Source organism: Lacibacter sp. (assembly GCF_035299325.1).
Lineage (GTDB): Bacteria > Bacteroidota > Bacteroidia > Chitinophagales > Chitinophagaceae > Lacibacter.
This window is the reverse complement of the sequence record NZ_DATGWT010000022.1, coordinates 42,506-64,468: the sequence shown is the minus strand read 5'-3', so window position 1 is coordinate 64,468 and position 21,963 is coordinate 42,506. Positions and strand designations below refer to the sequence as shown.

General features: G+C 38.3%; 15 protein-coding genes. 13 read left to right on the top strand and 2 right to left on the bottom strand.

What is annotated here, in order from left to right:
- Positions 1–36 precede the first annotated feature (36 nt).
- The 5 genes from VK159_RS12385 to VK159_RS12365 all read left to right on the top strand — a co-directional run bounded on the left by VK159_RS12385 (position 37) and on the right by VK159_RS12365 (position 8,130).
- Positions 37–1,473, top strand: a complete 1,437-nt coding sequence (locus tag VK159_RS12385) for a RagB/SusD family nutrient uptake outer membrane protein (protein ID WP_324230455.1) — start codon at positions 37–39, stop codon at positions 1,471–1,473.
- Between the two features lie 444 nt (positions 1,474–1,917).
- On the top strand, positions 1,918–3,285 hold the full coding sequence (locus tag VK159_RS12380; RefSeq protein WP_324230454.1) for an arylsulfatase: 1,368 nt from the start codon (positions 1,918–1,920) through the stop codon (positions 3,283–3,285).
- Positions 3,286–3,308: 23 nt separating this feature from the next.
- Entirely contained in the window at positions 3,309–4,802 is a 1,494-nt protein-coding gene (locus VK159_RS12375; RefSeq protein WP_324230453.1) for a sulfatase, read from the top strand.
- A gap of 210 nt (positions 4,803–5,012) precedes the next feature.
- Positions 5,013–6,416 carry an APC family permease gene (locus VK159_RS12370; RefSeq protein ID WP_324230452.1) on the top strand — a complete coding sequence of 468 codons (1,404 nt, stop codon included), beginning with the start codon at positions 5,013–5,015 and terminating at the stop codon, positions 6,414–6,416.
- 37 nt (positions 6,417–6,453) lie between these two features.
- Entirely contained in the window at positions 6,454–8,130 is a 1,677-nt protein-coding gene (locus tag VK159_RS12365) for a M1 family metallopeptidase (RefSeq protein WP_324230451.1), read from the top strand.
- A gap of 55 nt (positions 8,131–8,185) precedes the next feature.
- Here the strand turns inward: VK159_RS12365 and VK159_RS12360 are convergent, their stop codons facing one another.
- Together VK159_RS12360 and VK159_RS12355 are read right to left on the bottom strand one after the other, a co-directional pair.
- A complete protein-coding gene (locus tag VK159_RS12360) occupies positions 8,186–9,133 on the bottom strand; it encodes a dihydrodipicolinate synthase family protein (RefSeq protein ID WP_324230450.1) in 948 nt (315 codons plus the stop codon).
- A gap of 102 nt (positions 9,134–9,235) precedes the next feature.
- Entirely contained in the window at positions 9,236–10,135 is a 900-nt protein-coding gene (locus VK159_RS12355; RefSeq protein ID WP_324230449.1) for an AraC family transcriptional regulator, read from the bottom strand.
- 245 nt (positions 10,136–10,380) lie between these two features.
- Here VK159_RS12355 and VK159_RS12350 point away from each other — a divergent pair, with 245 nt between their 5' ends.
- The 8 genes from VK159_RS12350 to VK159_RS12315 all read left to right on the top strand — a co-directional run bounded on the left by VK159_RS12350 (position 10,381) and on the right by VK159_RS12315 (position 21,926).
- Positions 10,381–12,747, top strand: a complete 2,367-nt coding sequence (locus VK159_RS12350) for a beta-L-arabinofuranosidase domain-containing protein (RefSeq protein WP_324230448.1) — start codon at positions 10,381–10,383, stop codon at positions 12,745–12,747.
- A complete protein-coding gene (locus VK159_RS12345; RefSeq protein WP_324230447.1) occupies positions 12,744–14,360 on the top strand; it encodes an arylsulfatase in 1,617 nt (538 codons plus the stop codon). The genes VK159_RS12350 and VK159_RS12345 overlap by 4 nt, the downstream gene beginning before the upstream one ends.
- 94 nt (positions 14,361–14,454) lie before the next feature.
- On the top strand, positions 14,455–16,050 hold the full coding sequence (locus VK159_RS12340; protein ID WP_324230446.1) for a family 43 glycosylhydrolase: 1,596 nt from the start codon (positions 14,455–14,457) through the stop codon (positions 16,048–16,050).
- 312 nt (positions 16,051–16,362) lie between these two features.
- The gene (locus VK159_RS12335) at positions 16,363–17,850 is read left to right on the top strand and encodes a glycoside hydrolase family 27 protein (RefSeq protein WP_324230445.1); all 1,488 of its coding nucleotides are present in this window, start codon (positions 16,363–16,365) and stop codon (positions 17,848–17,850) included.
- Between the two features lies 1 nt (position 17,851).
- Positions 17,852–18,835, top strand: a complete 984-nt coding sequence (locus VK159_RS12330; protein ID WP_324230444.1) for a glycoside hydrolase family 43 protein — start codon at positions 17,852–17,854, stop codon at positions 18,833–18,835.
- Between the two features lie 22 nt (positions 18,836–18,857).
- Positions 18,858–19,913, top strand: a complete 1,056-nt coding sequence (locus VK159_RS12325) for an isocitrate/isopropylmalate dehydrogenase family protein (RefSeq protein ID WP_324230443.1) — start codon at positions 18,858–18,860, stop codon at positions 19,911–19,913.
- A gap of 1 nt (position 19,914) precedes the next feature.
- Entirely contained in the window at positions 19,915–20,541 is a 627-nt protein-coding gene (locus VK159_RS12320; RefSeq protein WP_324230442.1) for a cyclase family protein, read from the top strand.
- Positions 20,541–21,926, top strand: a complete 1,386-nt coding sequence (locus VK159_RS12315; protein ID WP_324230441.1) for a four-carbon acid sugar kinase family protein — start codon at positions 20,541–20,543, stop codon at positions 21,924–21,926. Before VK159_RS12320 ends, VK159_RS12315 begins: the two co-directional genes overlap by 1 nt.
- Positions 21,927–21,963 lie beyond the last annotated feature (37 nt).

The window sequence follows — 21,963 nt, the reverse complement described above, 5'->3', positions numbered from 1 at the left end:
TAAACAAACATTTTTAAATTAACTGAAGCAACAAATATGAAAAAGATAATTCTCATACTAACTTTAGTATCTATTTTATCAGGCGGTTGTAAAAAATATCTTACAACAAACCCATCAGTAGCTGTATCCGAGCAAAAATTACTTGAATCTGTTTCCGGTTTTGAAACATTGTTACGTGGAGTTTACCGGATCATGAAAAATCAGCAAGCCGGAATTGGGCCCGGTATTATGGGGCTGCAACGATATACCGCACAAACAAGCCCTGATATCTGGAACAGGTTTGATGGTAACCTGAATTACCAGGGATCAATTTTTCTTCCCCAACGTACAGAGGCGGGGAGTGCGCCTTCTAATCAAACATGGATTTATTTTTACACCATTATCAATAACTGTAATATCATTCTAACAAATATTGATCGACTTTCCTCACCTGCAGATAGAATAGCGATTGTGAAAGGACAGGCTCTGGCAATAAGGGGGTGGTGTTATTTTAACCTCGTTCGTTTTTATCAACATACATACAGTATCGCTAAAGAAAGACCGGGTGTACCAATCTATCTTACTCCTGCCACTCCCGAGAGGCCGCAGGCAGATCGCTCAACGGTTGAACAGGTTTATACTCAGGCAGAAAAAGACTTGCTGGATGGTTTAGCTGCATTGGCGAATTATGTCCGGCCTTCCAAAGACTACATAAACAAGGATGTGATAAATGGGATACTTGCAAACCTTTATCTTACAAAAGAAGATTGGGCTAAGGCTGCAACATTTGCAAACACTGCCAGACAAACTTATCCACTCATGAGCCGAACTGAATTCCGTAGCGGCTTTCAAACCAGAAATGCAGAATGGATGTGGTGCTTTTATCAAACAGCCGAAGACAATCTGAGAGCCGGGAATCATTTTGCTTATTGGGCCAGTAATGGACATAGAAATCCCGGTACAATTGGAGGTATTCCGTTTACCCGTATAAATAGTACATTCAGAGCAATTGTTGACCCCGCTGATGTGCGTAGCCAGTTTAAATTAGTTGCTGGGTTTACAAACGAATGGACAAGTGATAAATTCAGAGATGATCCTAACTTTTTTGGAGACATGCTGATAATGCGTGGTGCGGAAATGTTATTGATAGAAGCAGAAGCATTGGCAAGACAAAATCAATTGACAGAGGCGCGTACATTACTCAATCAATTACAGGTTCGAAGGGAAGTGCCGGTTGCTCAACAAACAACCACAGCTGTACAAACCGAATTGATTGACGCTATTCTTTTGGAAAGAAGAAAAGAATTGTTTGGAGAAGGCGAGCAAATATTTTTTGACTTTATACGAAACAAACTTCCTTTGACAAAAGCAGGCGATGCAGCCGATCAGTTTACTATTCCGGCACGCTCATGGCAGTTTATAATTCAAATTCCTGAAAACGAAGTATTGTTTGGCGGAATCAGTAATCAAAATCCATTGACTGGAGTTTTTTAAACTGTAACGCTGATTATATTATCCGGGTTATTCTTTTTCGATTTTCAGTTGTAATGATGATCGGTGGGTTTGGTAGTCGAATATTTCAATATAGTGGCAGCATTAAAAAGCAGAACGCAAAACGGGGGGAAAGGATATGAGTATTTACATGTATTTGAAAATATAAATGAACTCAAATCATAAACGTGTTCGATGAATTGCCGGATTGCTTAAGACTGTACAATCGCCGAAATATACCCTGCGAAGTCTTGAAAAAAACTAAAACATTATAGAATACAGAATTGTTCAAATGATCAGATAAGTAAAAAATAGATGAGTCATAAAAAGTAGCTGCTTTGTATACATCTCCGTATCAAACTTAATTTGATAATGCAATATTTATTTAAGTATCAAAATCATCGCTTTTTACTGAGAATTTGTCTCTGCTTATACTTGATTTGTTTTTTGCAGGTTTTGTTTGCACAGAAAAGCGTACATCAAAATGTAAAGACGCCTAATATTATCATCATTCTTGCTGATGATTTAGGATGGAATGACGTCAGTTTGCATGGAAGTGAAATAAAAACTCCCAACATCGATGCACTTATTAAAAGTGGAATTAAACTGAACAGGTTTTATGTCGCTCCTATTTGTTCACCAACCAGAGCAGGTCTTCTTACAGGAAAATATCCGAATCGATTTGGATTAAGAGATTATGTAATCAGTCCTGTTGTGAAGTATGGGTTGCCGCCACAAGAAGTGACAATAGCAGAGGCACTGGCAAAGGCAGGGTATAAACATCGTGGTGCTTTTGGTAAATGGCATTTGGGTCACTCTTCTAAAAAGTATCACCCGTTGCAACAGGGCTTTACCTTTTATTATGGACATTACAATGGTGCAATTGACTATTTCACACATAACCGTTCTTATCAGTTAGACTGGCATCGTAATTATGAACCTTCTTTTGATAAAGGATACTCAACAGATTTAATAGCAAACGAGGTTATTGAGTTTATTCATGAAAAGAGTAAAGGGCCGGAACCTTTTTTTGCATACGTTCCTTTTAATGCACCACATGCTCCTATGCAAGCGAAGCATGAACATTTACTGCAATATGGGTTTGATCCGGATAGACCTTTATTGCAAATTGGCAACAACCCGTCTAACAGGGGATATAACGAATCTGACCCCGGTTATGGTGCACAAGGTAACGGTAACTCAGTACGTCAGACATATGCTGCAATGGTTGCATCACTTGATGAGAATATTGGAAGAATCATTGAATACTTAGATAAAAATAGTTTGAGAGAAAATACCATCATCTGGTTTATGAGTGATAATGGTGGTGAAGAAAAGATGGGAGGTAATAATTTTCCGTTGCGTGGACAAAAGTATTCTGAGTGGGAAGGGGGTGTCAGGGTTATTTCGTCGATCAGCTGGCCGGAGAAAATTAAAGCAGGTGGCATTTGCAATGAGCTAACAGCGTATATAGATGTATTACCTACGCTGCTGAATTTAGTTGGTGGAACAGATAATATAAAACGGGATGGTATCAATATTTGGCCAGCCATTTCAGACAACACAACTCTAAAACGTGATTTGTTTTTGGGGGGAGATGCAGTTGTTAATAAAGAATGGAAATTAAATAAAGGTGAATTGTTTCGAATAGATGAAGATCCCAATGAAAAAAACAACCTTGCCGGTACTAATCTTCAGCAATTGCGTGTCATGCTTCAATTGTTAGAAGAGTTTAAAAAAATAAATATTACGCTGAAGCCTGAACGACAACCAACAGGCTGGAAGGCACCGGTGTACTGGAATATTCCGGATTAATTCATTGTTTAAATATCGTTGTAATGAAAATGAAAACTTGTTTAATCGTTTTTCTGTCTATATGTACTGTCGTTTCAACTTATGCACAAAAGAAACGTAAAAAGCCAAATGTCATTTACGTAATGACCGATCAGTTACGTTACGATATGCTTGGCTATTCAGGCAGCACAACAGCCATAACACCCAATCTTGACAGATTGGCCTCGCAAGGTTTAAATTTTACCAATTGCGTTTCCGGCACACCTGTTTGTACCGCACATCGTGCAAGTGTTATTACAGGAAAATATGCATCCAGTACAGGAGTAGTTGTAAATGAGCTACGCATCAATCCTAATCATGAAACATTACCCAAGGTGTTGATGCAAAACGGCTATAAAACGGGGTTTATCGGCAAATGGCATTTGTGGGCCAATATAGAAGGAGGACATGATGGGTCTGCGAATAATTATGTGCCGCCTGGTCCGTATCGTTTAGGTTTTGATGGTGAATGGAAAGCATATAATTTCCATCATCTTAATTTCAACAGTGAGTATTGGGATGCACCCGAAGCGAAAAAATATCCCACAGATTATGAACCTGAAGCACAATTTAATTTTGCAAGTGATTTCATCAACCGTCATAAATCAGATAAAAATCCATTTGCCCTTTTTTTATGGATTGGATTACCGCATGATCCATGGCGGAAAAATAATGTACCGGAGAAATATTATAATCGCTTTGTAAACACCCAATTTCATTTACCACCTAACTGGCGTGATCAACCGGATCCTTACATGGACAGAAATACCGACCCGCAAGAATGGCTGAATTTCTGGAAGCCTGGATTGCCTGAGATGATGAGGGTCTATTATGCAATGGTAAACAGTGTTGATGAACTGATGGGAAATTTAATGAAACAGTTGGATGAACAGGGGCTCACCGAAAATACAATTCTTATATTCTCATCTGATCACGGTGAAATGTTTGGTGAAAACGGACGGGTATATAAAATGATTTTCTATGAAAGCAGTGCAAGAATTCCTTTCTTGATACGATGGCCCGGAAAAATTCCTGCCGGGTTAAAATCTGATGCACTAATCAATACTCCTGATTTTATGCCCACTATACTTGGCTTAACGGGATTGCCTGTTCCTTCAACTGTGGAAGGAATGGATGTAAGTAAAACCTGTTTAGGTAAAGCCAGTGACGAACCTGAATTTGCTTTTTTGCAGGGAATGGGACATACCTATCAATGGTTAGATGGTTTTGAATGGCGTGCTGTTCGAGACAAACGGTTTACGTTTGCCCGTTACTTAAAAGACGGAAAAGAATTACTTTTTGATAATAAACTTGACCCGCAACAAATAACGAACCTGATTAATGACATAAAGTATACAGCTGTTGCAAAAAAATTAAGAGAAAAGATGCAGCGTAAAATGATTGAACTGAATGATGAATTTAAACCCTGCACCTGGTACAGAGATAACTGGACAGATGGAAACCGAAATATTATTGCATCTGCTAAAGGTAAATTTTAAACAGAATTTAAAGTTATTATAAAGGGTGCTCTTATCAGGAAAATGATATTTCACTGATCGGGATAAAATATAGATAACCATGCAAGGAATTATCTGTTTAAATTTTCTGGCTTTGTTGCAACGAATTTCAATGTAGACACTTATCCGTTTAATCATTTAATTAATTATATCTGATCCTGATTTAAGATATTTTATTTACAACAATTTTTTATGCAGCCATCCTCAGCATTTCGTCCTTCAATGAGCCTTCTGGATGCAACGATGATTGTTGCAGGTTCCATGATAGGTTCAGGTATTTTTATCGTAAGTGCAGATATGATCCGAAATGTTGGCAGTGCCGGCTGGCTTATAATTGTCTGGGTTATTACCGGATTTATGACGATCAGTGCAGCATTAAGCTATGGTGAGTTGAGCGCTATGTACTCTAAAGCAGGGGGACAATATGTATATCTGAATAAAGCCTATAACCCGCTCATTGCTTTTTTGTATGGCTGGAGTTTTTTTACCGTAATTCAAACAGCCACAATCGCAGCAGTAGGAGTTGCATTTGCTAAATTCACTGCTTATATTTTTCCCGTTTTTAGTGAAGATTCAGTGTTGTTTAGTGTTGCTTTTTTTGATATTACACCTGCCCAGGTATTGGCAATTTCTATCATTATTGTACTTACTTATATTAATTCCTGCGGTATTAAGAATGGGAAAATTATTCAGACAACTTTTACACTTACAAAAATTTTGAGTTTAATCGGATTGATTGTTGCCGGAATTTTTGTTGCCAGTCCTGAAGTATTTCATGCCAACTGGCAGCATGCGTGGACGCTTCAACAATTAAATACCGATGGCTCATTTGAACAATATACTGCTATCGCATCAGCCGGTGCAGTTGCGGCAGCAATGGTGGGTTCGATCTTTAGCAGCGACTCCTGGAATAACGTTACTTTTATAGCTGGTGAAATCAGAAATCCCCAGCGAAATATAGGACTTAGCCTTTTTATCGGAACACTGCTCGTTACGATCATTTATATCAGTACTAATCTTGTTTATACCGGCGTTTTGCAACTACATGATCTTGCATTTGCTAAAAAAGACAGGGTAGGTGTTGCAGTATCTGAGATTATTTTCGGTCAGGCAGGCACAGGCATCATTGCTGTTATGATTATGGTTTCTACGTTTGGCTGTAACAATGGATTGATTCTTTCCGGTGCAAGAGTTTACTATTCAATGGCTCAGGATGGATTGTTTTTTAAGAAAGCCGGCATCCTGAATAAGTTTTCTGTTCCTTCTTACGGACTGTGGTTGCAATGTATTGTAGCATGCCTGTGGTGCATCAGTGGCAAATATGGCGACTTGTTAGACATGATTTCTTTTGTTGTAGTATTGTTTTATATTTTAACCATTGCCGGTATATTTATTCTACGTAAAAAACAGCCCGATATTCCAAGGCCTTATAAGGCCATTGGTTATCCAATATTACCATTGCTTTATATTCTTATGGGTGCTGCTTTTTGTATGTTGCTGATTGTGTACAAACCTAAATTTACATGGCCCGGATTATTAATAGGGCTATTGGGTATCCCTGTTTATTATCTTCTTGCCGGCAAAAAAAAGCAGTAACTATTCATTGTAAATACTTAAGTGTAAGTTGATTTTTATGAAACAGTTATTCAGTTTAGTATCGGTTTTATTTTCAGGATGTATCGCTTTTGCTCAGTCTGCAACTACACCGGTTTTTGTCAAGGCCGATACCCTTCGTGGAAGTGTCACACCTGAGCGTGTTTGGTGGGATGTGCAGCGTTATGATTTGTCTTTTACTCCCGACTATATAAACAAATCTTTATACGGCTGTAATGCTGTAAGTTTTAAGGTGAAAGACAAAAGCAGCAATGGGTTAATGCAGATTGATTTGAAAGAACCGCTGCAAATTGACAGTATAATTCTGGGTAGAAATAAACTTTCCTACTATAAAAAAAATACAGTTTGGTATGTAGTGACAAATGCATTAAAGAAGGGTAAGGAGTACACAATAAATATTTATTATCAAGGCAAAGTTCACGAGGCTGTAAGACCACCCTGGGATGGAGGCTTTACTTTCACAACCGATTCGGTGGGCAGGCCGTGGATGACAGTTACCTGCCAGGGTGAAGCAGGTGCATCCATTTGGTATCCCTGTAAAGACCATCAAAGCGATGAGCCTGACAAAGGAGCATCGTTAACAATCACTGTTGCTGATACGCTAGTTGCGATTGCAAATGGAAGAATGGAATTCAAACATAATAATAACAACGGTACTGCAACCTATAAGTGGAGTGTTGTAAATCCTATCAATAATTATTGTTTAATACCCTATATAGGCAAGTATGTAAATTTCTATGAGCAATATAAAGGGTTAAAAGGTATTCTTGATCTGAATTACTGGGTATTGGATTATAATTTAGAAAAAGCAAAACTGTATATGCCTGATCAGGTGCATAAAATGCTCAATGCATTTGAGTATTGGTTTGGACCTTATCCGTTTTATGAAGATGGATATAAGCTGATTGAAACATCAAATACAGGTATGGAGCATCAGAGTGCAGTGTCCTATGGCAATTGGTATGAGTATGGGTATAGGGGCAGAGATATATCTTATTCAGGCTGGGGTTTACAATTTGATTTTATCATCATTCATGAGAGTGGGCATGAATGGTTCGGAAATAATATTACGACTGCAGATTTGGCTGACATGTGGGTACATGAAGGATTTACAAATTACAGTGAAACGTTGTTTGTGGATTATATTTTTGGTGAACAGGCCGGCAATGAATATAACTATGGTTCCAGAAAAGGAATACAAAACGACAGGCCAATTATTCCTGCTTATAATGTCAACGCCAAAGGCAGTGGCGACATGTATCCAAAAGCCGGAAATATGCTGCATAGTATTCGCCATAGCTTAAATAATGATTCACTGTTCAGGAAAATTTTGAGAGGACTGAATAAAGTATTCTATCATCAGGTTGTTACTTCCAGGCAGGTACAGGAATACATATCTCAAAAAGCAGGGTTTAATTTTAAGCAGGTGTTTGCGCAGTATCTGACAACTACCCAGATTCCACGACTGGAGTTTTACTTTACTGAGAAAGATGATCGTTTGCACTTTCGCTATACCAATTGTGTTAAAGGATTTAACTTACCAATTGTATTAAAGTCGAAAACAGAAACAGTAAAATTATTCCCTGAGGACAGATGGAAAGAAATCACGTTGTCACCAGCATTGAAAGTGTTATTTCAAACCGGGGAAATTCAAAAATTGTATTATGTCAATGCGGTGAATAGGAATGATAAGTAATCGTTGTTATGTTTTTGTAACAACGATTACTTATCACATTTTTAATGTGTTAATGTCAGGATTGTAATACTTTTTCAGCAGCCTTTTCTAAATGTAAATAGTCGGGTAACGTTGGTCTGTTCTTTAACGCCCGTTGAATAATATTTTCGACTTTTTGTCTTTCTTCGCCGGTAATCATAAGTCTCGGGGCTCTTACAATTTCACTTCCAATTCCGGTTGCTGCTGCTGCCATTTTAATGTACTGTACAAGTTTCGGATGAATATCTAATTCAAGTAATGGCATAAACCAACGATAGATTTTAAGTGCTTCCTGAATTTTACCTGCCTTTATCAGCCGGTAAATGGCAACAGTTTCTTTCGGAAATGCATCGACAAGACCGGCTACCCAACCATCCGCACCGGCACACAGACATTCAAATGCTAAAGGATCAACGCCGCAAAGAATTTTGAATCGGTCACCAAATTCATTTATCATTCTGGTGATATTGATAATATCTCTTGAAGATTCTTTTACTGCTGTGATATTTTTTGCAGATGCCAATTCTGCAAACATGCTGATTGTAATTGGAATTTTATAATCAACAGGGTTATTATAGAGCATGATAGGCAGACCTGTGTTAAAACTGATTGATTTGAAGAATTGAACGGTTTCTTTTTCATCAGCTGCATATCGCATTGGAGGAAGTAACATTAATCCATTTGCCCCGGTCGCTTCCGCCTGCTGTGCCAGGAGAATCGCTTCTTTTGTTGATTGTTCCGCTATATTGATAACAATCGGAAAAGATTCCGGAAGAAATGCTTTTGCATGTACTAAAAGTTCTTTTTTTTCATTATTTGTCAGTGTGCTGGCCTCACCTAATGAACCTCCGATAATTATTCCGTCAACTCCGGCCCCTGCCTGCGCCTGAAGGTTTTTTTCAAACAGTTTGAAATCGATCGTATCATTTTTTTTAAAAGGTGTAAGCAGTGCCGGAAAAACTCCTTTCCATTGAAAAGTTTGCATAGTTTATTTTTTGTTCATTAACTATAAAGATAATATAGCTTATAAGCCTGTTATTCTCCTTATTTAATGAAAGAATTACATATATTAACAAGGGGAAGTTCTTCAATGAGAGTGAGTCATTGAAGAAAAGACTTTGCTGGAATAAGTTTTCAGATATTCACTTGGGGATTGTCCAACAATTGATTTAAATACTCTGTAAAAGTGTGTAATGCTGTTAAAACCGCATGTGTAAGCTACAGTGGAAATTCCATCAAAATTATCCTGAGTAAGTCTGTTGCATGCTTCGTTTATTCTTACTTCATTCAAAAACGAAACAAAGGTTTTCATTGTTCGTTGTTTAAAATACCGGCAAAAGGCCGGGGTGGACATGTTTGCTTTTTCTGCAATTTCTTCCAGCGTAATCTGTTTGTCAAAATTCATCATCACATAATGATAAATATTACTTATTCGCAAGCCGTCATTTTCATTTACTGTTGATAAGCCCTCTTTTTGTGACAACCTTTGAAGATCGGGAATGCCGGTAAGGAGGTTTAATAGCTCCATAAAACAAATCATTTGGGAAGTTCCTGTTCTATGAAGAATATTATTCATCAAATAGGAAACATTATGTGTATATTTTTCAGGAATACTGAAACCGGAACTGAACTTTTGAAACAAGCTCTGTATCGTCCGTAACTCAGCTAAATCAAATACATTTTTCAGTTTGCCATTAGGATTAAAAAAAATAGTCAATGCTTTGATCTTTCGTTTACTTCTTGTTATGAAATAGGAAGGATCACTTTTAAATACATGAGGTTGATTTGCTCCAATACAGTAAATCTCATTTGAATGAAAATTGTACATGCCGTTATTTACAACCAGGGTGCCTTCTCCTTTTATAATCCAGGTAAGTTGAATTTCATCATGCCGATGCAGGTGGGGGTAAAAGAAAGCTCCGGTTTCATCTTTAATAATAATATTCTGATCTCCCGGAACTGGTATGGTGAATTGAAGAACATTCATAATGATTAAAGTTTGGGCTTCTCAAAAATGACAAGTTTTGATGGATTTTGCTGCACTGTTGCGAAAAAATGTAAAAAACAGGGTAAAATATGATAATGAAGTTTTTGATTTCCGGTATTATCGATTCGTTTGCCATGAAGCGACGTTAATATTTGTAAAGTTTTTATTAGTTTAAGGGAAATCATGTAATGCTTTATCCGGCAATTTTGTATGAACAGACATTCGACAATCTGTTAACAATGCTAATGAAACATTATACAATCATTTTTTTTCTATCGGTTCTCACATTTTGCCCACCGGTTACAGTGAAAGCCCAGACGTATACACAAAATAAAGCACCTTTAAAGCCAGTTCCTTTTCTCAGACTTCCTTATGGAGCTGTAGAAGCAACAGGGTGGTTGCGTCAACAATTGGAATTGCAGAAAAGCGGTCTAACCGGTAACGCAGAATGGTTGTATAAGGAACTTGGCAGCAACAGTGCCTGGTTAGGAGGTAACGAAAATAAGTCAGATTGGGAAAGACCTGTTTATTACGTAAAAGGCCTTCTCGGACTTGCTTTTACACTCAAGGATGAGAAGTTAATTTCTAAAACACAAAAATGGATCGAATGGACACTGAACAGCCAACAGGAAAATGGGCAGTTTGGACCGGGTTCCAATGATGACTGGTGGCCACGTATGGTAGTGCTTTACTATTTGCGGGATTATTATGAAATAACAAATGATCAAAGAGTAATCCCTTTTTTATTGAATTACTTCAGGTATCAATTACAAAAAATAGATGGTCAGCCTCTTTTATATTGGGCGAAAGCAAGGGCTGGTGATAATATTGATGTGATTTTTTGGTTGTACAACCGAACCGGTGCAGCATGGTTACTTGATTTAAGTGAAAAATTAAAGCAGCAATCTTTCCAGTGGACTTCAATTTTCAATAAAAATTTATTTGTTGAAAAAGGCGGGGATTCACATAATGTAAATGTGGCACAAGCCAGAAAATTTTCGCCTGTTTGGTTTCAATATACATGGTCTGATACCGACAGGGTTGCTTATGCTAATGCTGAATATCATTTGCAGTATGAGCATGGCCGCATTGATGGAATGTATTCAGGAACTGAACCCCTCTCCGGCAGGCTGTCAAGACAGGGAATTGAATTATGCGGTGTGGTAGAGCAAATGCTCTCAGATGAAATTGCGATCAGTATTCTGGGCGATGCAATAATTGCCGACCATTTGGAAAAAATTACGTTTAATGCATTGCCTGCCTGCTTAAGTCCGGATATCACTCAGTTACAATATTATCAAACACCTAATCAGGCAATCAGCAATAACGGCAGCAGGAATTTTTATAAAGATAATTATCGTAATGGCATCATGCCTGGTCCGCATTCAGGCTACCCTTGCTGCAATTTTAATTTTCATATGGGATGGCCCTATTTTGTAAAACATATGTGGATGGCTACAGCAGATGGAGGACTTGCTGCTATTGCCTATGGCCCCAATAATGTTACTGCGTATGTGGCCGACAGCCAACAGATAAATATTAAGAGTAAAACCAACTATCCCTTTCATGATGAAATTGAAATGACTGTTACGCTGACAGGTGATCCTGTTATTTTTCCTATGCAGTTGCGCATACCACAATGGTGTAAGAATCCGGTTGTAACAATTAACGGGAAGTTCATGAGTGATATCAAGCCCGGTTCTTTTTACATCGTAAACCGGGAGTGGAAGAATGGAGACAGAATTAACCTGAAATTTCCAATGGAAATAGTTGTAAGCCGTTGGGTAAATAATACTGCCGGAGTAGAACGTGGACCATTGGTTTATAGTTTAAAAATTGAGGAAGAATGGAAAAGGTTCAAAGATTATGAAGCTCCGTTTCATGAGTATGAAGTATATCCCGGCTCAAAATGGAATTATGCATTAGATATTGATTTGTCCAAAAATATTAACTCACAACTTGTTTTTTCTTACAAACCATCTGATCAAAATCCGTTTAATCCTGTTACTTCTCCGGTTTCTATTTCCGTAAAAGCAAAACCAGTAAACTCGTGGGGTACTTTTTATACAGATAAAGGCCGGGATACCGCCGCAACAATGCCTGAAGAACCACCTGCAAGTCCAGTTCAGATGAACAACATCAGAACGGAAACTATTTCACTAATTCCTTACGGGGCGGGTCATTTACGTCTGGCCTATTTGCCTGTTACAGGGAAAGGATTCTTGCTGGAAGCCGAAAATTGTACACAGATTAATAAAGCAGTTATTAGGGATACAGTAACAGTATCAGGTGGTAAATACCTACTGTTTAATGAAGCCAATTCAGGTGTTGTTTCTTCAACTGTTGTAGTGCCTGAAGAAGGCTATTACGATTTGGCTGTTCACTATGCCAGCATTCAAAATTCAAAATTAACCGGCAATATTATCGTACTCTTACAAATTGCCAACGAAGAATACCTGTTTCATGCTTTGCCGGGTAAAATGAATGGCAATTTTCTCACCACACGAAAGAAAATATTTCTGAGGAAAGGGGCGCATGCAATTTCGTTGTTAAATAAAGGAATTCCATTCGCCGTTGATTTTATTTCAGCCGATAAAATAAGTAATCCATGATGTTTACAAAGTATTTTTATTTTTTAGTAATCAGTTATGTGTTTTCATTTCAATTGCATGCACAACAAACAAAAAGAAAACAGCCGAATATTATTGTGATACTTGCAGATGATATGGGGTATTCTGATATTGGTTGTTATGGTGGCGAAATCAATACACCGAATCTTGACCTGTTGGCAAAAGAAGGTGTTCGTTTTACTGAATTTTATAATGGCGGCAGATGTTGCCCGACAAGAGCAAGTTTATTGACCGGCTTATATCCCCATAAAGCAGGGATTGGTAACATGGTGTATGCCAATCAGGGTCCTGGTTATGTTGGTTATTTAACTGATAATACCGTTACATTGGCAGAAGTTCTCAAGTCAGCAGGTTACCAAACAATGATGAGTGGGAAATGGCATGTAGGACATAAAAAAGCGCAGTGGCCCACCGACAGAGGATTCGACAAATTTTATGGTATCAATCTACACGTTGACAGTTATTATAAAGTATTGGAAGGTTGTGACATTTATTATAACGGGAGCTTACTGGTACCACATACTGCTAAGCCTGTAAACACACTTTTCCCTGAAAAAGAATTTTATACCACTGATGCGTTTACAGATTACGGCATTCAGTTTTTAAAGGAAACCAAACATGATACTGCGAAACCATTTTTTCTTTATCTCGCATATAACTCTCCACATTTTCCTTTAGAAGCGCCTGATGAGGATATTGCCAACTATACGAATGCATATTCAAAAGGTTGGGATAAAATGAGAGAGGAACGATTGGAAAAAATGAAGCGACTTGGTATTGTTCCACAGCATGCAAGACTTTCTCCATCTGAAAATCCCCGATGGGACACCGTAAATACAGCTGATAAAAAAGAACTCGAATTCAGAAGGGCCATCTATGCTGCACAGGTTGACAGGATGGATCAGAATATTGGACGAGTGATACAATGGCTGAAACAAAACGGAGAATACGAAAACACGTTAATCCTTTTTCTTTCTGACAACGGAGCTTCAGCTGAACGGGGAATGTATGGAATGAATTTCGATCAGTATAAAATCAGCAACTACGGTCAATGGAAAAAGGAAGGTGGATGGAGTGTCAGCCAAGGGCAGGTATGGGCAAACTTCAGTAACACGCCTTTTCGGTTATATAAACAACAAGTGCACCAGGGCGGAATCGCAACACCTATGATTGTACACTGGCCTGCTAAAATAAAAGACGGGGGTACAATTGCCAGACAGGTTGGACACTTAATTGATATTATGCCAACACTTTGTGCTGTTGCAGGAGCCGCCTATCCATCCGTTTATCAAAAGAGAAAAATCAGTGCAGGCGAGGGAATTAATTTATTGCCATGGCTTCTGAATCCGTCCTCTTCTCTTAAAAAACGCACAATCGGTTGGGAACATATCGGTAATGCAGGTTACAGAGATGGGGACTACAAAATTGCTAAAAGAGACAAGGGGGAATGGGAACTTTTTAATTTAAAAGAAGATCCCACCGAGATGACGAACCTTGCTTTCAAAATGCCCGGATTACTCAAAGAGATGCAGGCAAACTATGAAGCATGGGCAATGCGTAACCTGGTGCGCCAATGGCCACTCAAAAAACAGTAAGAATTTAAATTTAAAAGGATTGTTTGCACAATAGAGCAAAAGAATAATATTCTACAGTCGGCATTTTTCATGTCGGCTGTGTTTTTTTGTATATATGGTTGCTGCAAAAAATACTCAGCTCATTGTGTTGAAAACATGCCTTTTCTTATTTATTCTGCACATCTGTTTTCCCGTTTCTGCAAGGCAGAATAATCTTAAACGGTCGCAAATCTATATCCGTGATCCGTTTATTTTTCCGGATTTGAAATCCAAAACCTATTATATGTATTCCAGTTCCTATAACTACAATGGGATGCCTGGCAAACGAATGGGAGTAACAGTTTACAAAAGCAAAGACCTCGAAAACTGGGAAGGGCCTTATAAGGTTTTTGAAACCGGTAACGGATTTTGGGCAGATACCACACACGGTTGCTGGGCGCCGGAAGTTCATGAGTTTAACGGAAGCTATTTTTTATTTACAACATTTACGAATAGTAAAATAAAGTTGCAGCATCAGTTAACAAACAGACCGGATAGTGTAGTTACCCGCAGAGCAACCGTTATTCTTAAAAGCAATTCACCTGAAGGCCCTTTTTTGCCCGTTAGTAGTAAAGCCGAAACCCCACCTGAATGGATGGCGTTAGACGGTACATTAATGGTAGAAAATGGTAAACCATACATGGTCTTTTGCAGAGAATGGATTCAGGTAAAAGACGGTACACTTGAAATGGTTCCTTTAAAAAATGATTTATCTGAATTGTTATCAAAACCAACAACATTATTTAAAGCCACAGCAGCACCTTGGGTAAGAGGTTTAGATTTACACGGTGGAGGTTTTGTTACTGACGGCCCTGCATTTTATAAAAATAAAAAAGGACAATTGCTAATGCTCTGGAGCAGCTTTGCAAAAAATGGTTATGCGGTAGGGCAAGCAGTTTCAGCATCGGGTAAATTGAATGGCCCCTGGAAACAAATTGCACAACCATTATTCGATGGCGATGGCGGTCATCCTTCTTTATTCAAAACATTTGATGGGAAATTGATAATGAGTATCCATCAACCCAATAAAGGAAATATTCGCTGCCGTTTATTTGAAATAATTGAAAATAAAACCGGATTACTGCAGATACAATCAGAATTGCAGTTGGATAACAAACCTATGGCTTACGAAAAAGATGGTTATGTGGAAATGGAAGCAGAAAATTTTGCCAACCAAACAAAAGATGAAAAAAGAAAGTGGCACTTGCAAACAAATGATTCTGCATCGGGGAAAAAATACATGATGATATTGCCTGATACACGAAAAACACATGGCGATTCGCTGTACAATGGCATCAACTTTTCAAACAAGGCAGGTGAAATGGCTGTGTTGTCTTACAATGTCAACTTTGCCACTCCTGGTCGCTATTATGTATGGGTAAGGGCTATGAGTACCGGCAGCGAGGATAACAGTGTGCATGTAGGGATTAATGGCAACTGGCCCGAAACAGGCTTAAGAATGCAATGGTGTGCCGGAAAAAACAAATGGTGGTTGGAGAGCAAGCAACGTACACAAAAAGAACATTGCGGTGTACCTTATCAAATTTATTTAGATATAGATAAGCCCGGCTTACACACTGTTCAATTTTCAATGCGGGAGGATGGATTCAGGATGGATAAGTTTTTATTAACTCTGAATCGGGATTTTAAACCCGGCAATGAACCTGATTAATCCTTTTTCACTTCAGTGATTGCAACAAAAACTGCAATATTTCTGATTCAGACAACAGAGTGTTAATATAGTACAACAGGAAAAGCCAAAAGTATGATGGATAAATATGTTTGACAGTCATGAAGCAAAGTAAACAATCGTTAAAACCGGGCCTTGTTTTCTAACAGGGCCTTTTTTTTAATATCAGCTTAAAAAAACAACCTTTATCCTGTATTAAATGTACGTGGCAGCAAAGAGTGAGTATGCAGAAGCTAAAGCTCCTTGTATAATTGCAGGAAATTACAGCCATTAGCGATTGATTAAATTTTGAAAATGAAGCATTTCCTCAGCTTTCTGGTTTTAGTTTTCTCAGCCACTCAGTTTTTTGCACAAAGTGGGATAAAAACATCCAAAAAAGACAACCCGATCACATCTTCGTTTAACACCTGGTCATCCAAACCACCTATGGGCTGGAACAGTTATGATGCCTACCATGGAGCAATTACTGAAAAGCAGTTTTTAGAAAGTATTGAAGCCGTTCGTACGAAATTACTTCCGTTGGGTTATAACTATGTGACTATAGATTTTTGCTGGTTCAATCCAGGCCCTGATGATTGGGACCCCAACTATAACTGGAAAACGATTGGCCTTCAACAACAACAGGACGCAAACGGAAATTTTAGTCCACAGTTAACAATGGACAAATTTGGGCGGCTTTTGCCTTCGGAAAATCGGTTCCCATCAGCAAAAAACAATAATGGCTTTAAGAGCATTGGAGATGAAGTGCACAAAAAAGGAATGAAATTCGGTATTCACATCATGCGTGGCATACCCCGTCAGGCCGTGGCAATGAACACGCCCATCATTGGTACAAAGTATTTTGCAAAAGATATTGCTGAAACATTTGACACTTGTAAGTGGAATAATAATATGTATGGTATTGATGCAAGCAAACCAGGCGCACAGGAATACTACAATTCGCTCTTTAAACTGTATGCAAGCTGGGGTGTTGATTTTGTAAAAGTGGATGATATTTCATCGCCTACTTATCATGCAGCCGAAATAAAGTTAATTCGCAATGCCATAGATGCGTGTGGACGAAAAATACTACTGAGTCTTTCTTGCGGAGAAGCATTTATGAGTTATGCCCATCATATGGAAGCCAATGCAAATATGTATCGTATCTCCATCGATTTTTGGGATGAATGGAACGATGTATTGCACATGTTTGATTTAGTGTACATGTGGCAGGCGTTTATTGGCGATGGTACATGGCCTGATGCAGATATGATTCCTATAGGTAAATTATGCCTTACAGGTTTTCCTGTTCGGCAGCAACCAGCCAACTTCGACCCAAATACATATAACAAGAGAGAGCATTTTTCTTTCCTTACGAGAGAGGAACAAAAAACATTAATGAGTCTATGGTGTATGGTACGCAGCCCTTTAATTTGGGGTGGCGACCCATTGCAAAGTACTGAGGAAGATTATGCCATGTTGAGCAATAAAGAATTGTTGTATATAAATCAAAACAGCAGCAACAATCACCAGGTCGATAATTTCACATACAGTGGTTTGGCAAAAAATAACCGTATCTGGATTGCTGATGAGCCCGGCACAAAGAATAAATATGTAGCGCTTTTTAATATTTCAGAAATAGAGCAGGATATACGCTTTGAATTGGAATGGGAAGAAATAAGAGGGAAATTCAAAGTAAGAGATATTTGGAAACAGGCAGATGAGGAGGTCATTACAAAAGAGGTAAGGCGTAATGTGCCGCCCCACGGAGCCGTGGTTTTAAAATTAATTGCTATAAAATAAGATGAGAGCATTGCTTATCATATTTCTTACATTTCTTTTCCATTCAGCAGATTTTTGTTTAGCTCAATCGCAGACAAAGGAAGCTCCCTATGCATATCTCTTCAGCCATATGACCGCTGAAAAATATGGCCGCCTGTATTATTCTGTCAGTATGGATGGTCTGAATTGGAAAAAAATGAATAATGGCGAACCGGTGATGGATAGCAGTTATTGGGGCCATAGTGATATTATTCGTGGCCACGATGGCAAATATTATATGCCGGGGAATAACCGTACCGGTAAAAATGCTGATAATGAAATTGCCATCTGGCAGTCTGATGACTTAATCAACTGGAAATTGTTCAACAAATTTGGTCCCTCAGATATTTTGCAAATGCGTAAGGGAAACCTGAAAAGTTATGGTGCACCAAAATTGTATTTCGATACTACTGATAAACAATATATCCTGAGTTGGCAAACACCCAACGAAGAAAGGGTAAAAAACAGCATGGATACTTTCTGGCGAAGCATGGTTATTTATTACAGCACTTCAAAAGATCTGAGATCATTTGCCCCCAGTAAAAAAATGTTTCCATGGAATTTTGCAATGATCGATGTTATTGTTAGACACATCGACAACAAATGGTATGCATTTATAAAGGAAGAAATGATGCCTTCACCTTCACGGCCCACGGGAAAGAGTATCCGGTTAAGTACATCGCTTTCATTAGATGGCCCTTGGACTTATCCGCAAGAGCAAATTTCTCCCAATTGGAGGGAGGCGCCTACATTGGTTAAAAAGATTGATGGCAACGGCTGGCTTTTGTATTATGAACAATATCCGGGTAATGGTTATGAAGTGATTTCAGCGGCAACTGTTGAAGGGCCTTGGTACGAAGTCTACAGCAACTGGTACAGTGTACCTTCAAACACAAGACATGGAAGTATCATTACAATCACCAAAACTGAATATGACAGATTGGTAAAAAAGTTTGGAATTAACTAATAAAATCAAATAGAAATCAAAAATGAAAGCGTACAAAATTGCAGCCATCAATGGTGATGGTATCGGAAATGAAATTGTCCCTGCAGCAATGGAAGTTATGGAAGTGGCAGCCAAAAAATTTGCTTTTACTTTAGAAACCACCAGTTTTGACTATGGTGCAAAATATTATTTAAAACACGGAGATTTTATCGCACCGGGTGCTCTGGATGAATTGAAAAAATTTGATGCTATTTTGTTTGGTGCTGTAGGTCTGCCGGAAGTAGATGACAGGCTGCCCTTTAGATTATTTACTAATCTTGTACGTACCAGTTTTAACCAGTACGTAAATTATCGTCCGTGTAAATTACTGGAAGGTATCAACAGCCCATTAAGAAGCAAAACACAAAAAGATATTGACCTCGTCATCATTCGTGAAAACAACGAGGGTGAGTTTGTTCAAAATGGTCGTGTATTGTATCCTGACGAACCTTACGGCCTTGCAACAGATACAAATGTGTTTACCAGAGCAGGCATTACCCGTATTGCACATTACGCTTTTCAATTAGCAAGAAAAAGAAGAAAGCACATGACCAATGTTACCAAGAGTAACACCATGATCCATACTTTGTATTACTGGGATAAAGTGATAGATGAAGTACGAGAACAATATCCTGATGTAGAGTACCGTAAAATGTATATTGATGCTGCTACTGCAAATTTTGTTTTAAAGCCAGAAATATTTGACGTATTGCTAACTACAAATATGCTTGGCGATATATTGAGTGACTTGGGTGGAGCTATTATGGGCAGTCTTGGTTATGGTGGATCCGGTAATATAAACCCTGAAAGGGAATTCCCATCTATGTTTGAGCCTATTCACGGAAGTGCTCCAGATATACAAGGTAAAAATATTGCCAATCCTTACGGCCAGTTTTTGTCAGCAGCTTATCTGTTAGAGCATATTGGTGAAGCAGAAGCAGCCAAAGCAATTGTTGCGGCTGTAAATGAAAGTACAACTGCAGGTATACTGAGTGTGGATTGTGGCGGTAGCAGCAGTACAACTGATATTACCAAATCTGTAATTGAAAGAATGAAATAAGTTGATAGTAGATTTAACCACTGCATATTCCGATAAAGTAAGTGGTTTTAGTTGTGAAGCGGCTAGAACCAAAATTAAGGATGGCTGGAACGCAAGCAACCTGCATATTTATTCTCATGCAGGTACACATATGGATGCACCCTTTCATTTTGAGGCAACTGACGTACGAATAGATGAAATTCCGGTTGAACGGTTTATTTCAAAAGCACATGTAGTTTCTGTTAAAGTGAATCAACCTAAACAAATGATAACAGTTTCTGATTTTGCAATGATCGGAAATGTTATAAAACAAGGTGAAAGCATTATTATTAAAACAGGGTGGAGCAAATTATTGGGAACAGATAAGTTTAGAAATGATTTGCCTCGGATAAGCAAAGATGCTGCAGAATGGTTAGTAAACAGAAAAGTTAACATCCTTGCAGTTGAGCCGCCAAGCGTTGCTGATGTAAATAATTTGCCGGAAGTAACATTGATTCACCAGATTTTACTGGGCGGTAATGTCATTATTGTAGAAGGAATCTGTAATACGGAAGCACTGACAAAAGAAACCGTACAATTAATTGCTTTGCCATTAAAAATCTATAAAGGTGACGGTGCCCCGGCCAGAATAATTGCCATACAGGAATAATGCAGTTGAATTTTAAAAATACAATGAATGCTTTGCCGTCTTTTAAAGAAGAAGATTTGAAAGCAATCATCAATGCGCAACTGAAGAAGTGTGACCAAACTGTTGTTGTTTTAGATGATGATCCTACGGGTACACAAACTATGCACAGTGTTCCGGTACTCACAGTTTGGGATACAGAAAGTATTGAGGAGGAAATAAATAATCGATCCCCTCTGTTCTATATACTTACCAACACTCGCAGTATGAATGCTGAAGAAGCTGACAAACTGCATCGTGAAATTGGTGGAAATATTGCAAAAGCATTTGGCAAATATAACCGGGAATTTATTTTAATCAGCCGTGGCGACAGTACACTACGTGGACACTTCCCGAACGATATTATTGCATTGGCGGATGGGCTGCAAATTGAAAATTTTCTTACCGCCGTTATTCCTGCTTTTTTTGAAGGCGGGCGCTATACAATTGACGATGTACACTACGTAAAAGAAGGGGAGCAGTTAATTCCTGTGGCTGAAACCTCTTTTGCAAAAGATAAAGCCTTTGGTTTTTCTCATTCTCATTTAAAAGAATGGGTTGAGGAAAAATCAAAAGGAGTAATCAGATCTGATAATGTTGTTTCTTTTTCACTGGCAGAGTTAAGAGAAGAATCAATAGAAATGCTCGCAAAGAAAATAGCAGTTATGCCGGAATTTTCAACCTGTATTGTTAACGCTGCTGTGTACTATGATGTAGAAAAATTTGCAGCGGCTTATTTGCAATCGGGTGTTCAGATGTTTTTCAGAACGGCAGCTTCTTTTGTAAAAGCTGTTTCAGGAAGTGAAGAAAAAAATCTTCTGGGAAAAAATGAATTGACAACGGCTAATAATAAAAATGGCGGTTTAATTATAATTGGTTCGTATGTGCCTAAATCTACCAGCCAGTTGCAGGCTTTACTTCACAACGAATCTTTAACTGCCATTGAATTGGATGTAACTAAAATAATAAACAATGAAACAAATTTAACACATGATGCAGGCAGGATGGAAACATTCATAAGTACAGGTAAAGATGTGTTGATTTACACCAGCCGGTTGCTGCAGGCTGGTGCCAATGAAAATGAAAGCCTGCTGATTGGCAATCAAGTATCAAATTATATTACTGGTCTCCTATGCAGATTAAAAAGTGTTCCCCGGTTTTTCATTGCCAAAGGTGGTATTACTTCAAGTGATATTGCAACAAAATCGCTGGAGATAAAAAGAGCAACAGTAACAGGACAGGCTTTGCCGGGTGTTCCCGTATGGTTAGCCGGAGTTGAAAGTAAGTTTCCTGGTTTGCCTTACATTATTTTTCCAGGAAATGTCGGCGATGAAAATGCACTCAAAATTCTTTATGAAAAATTGAAATGATGATTGATGTGTTGCCCTGCAAGTGTCCGGTAAAAAA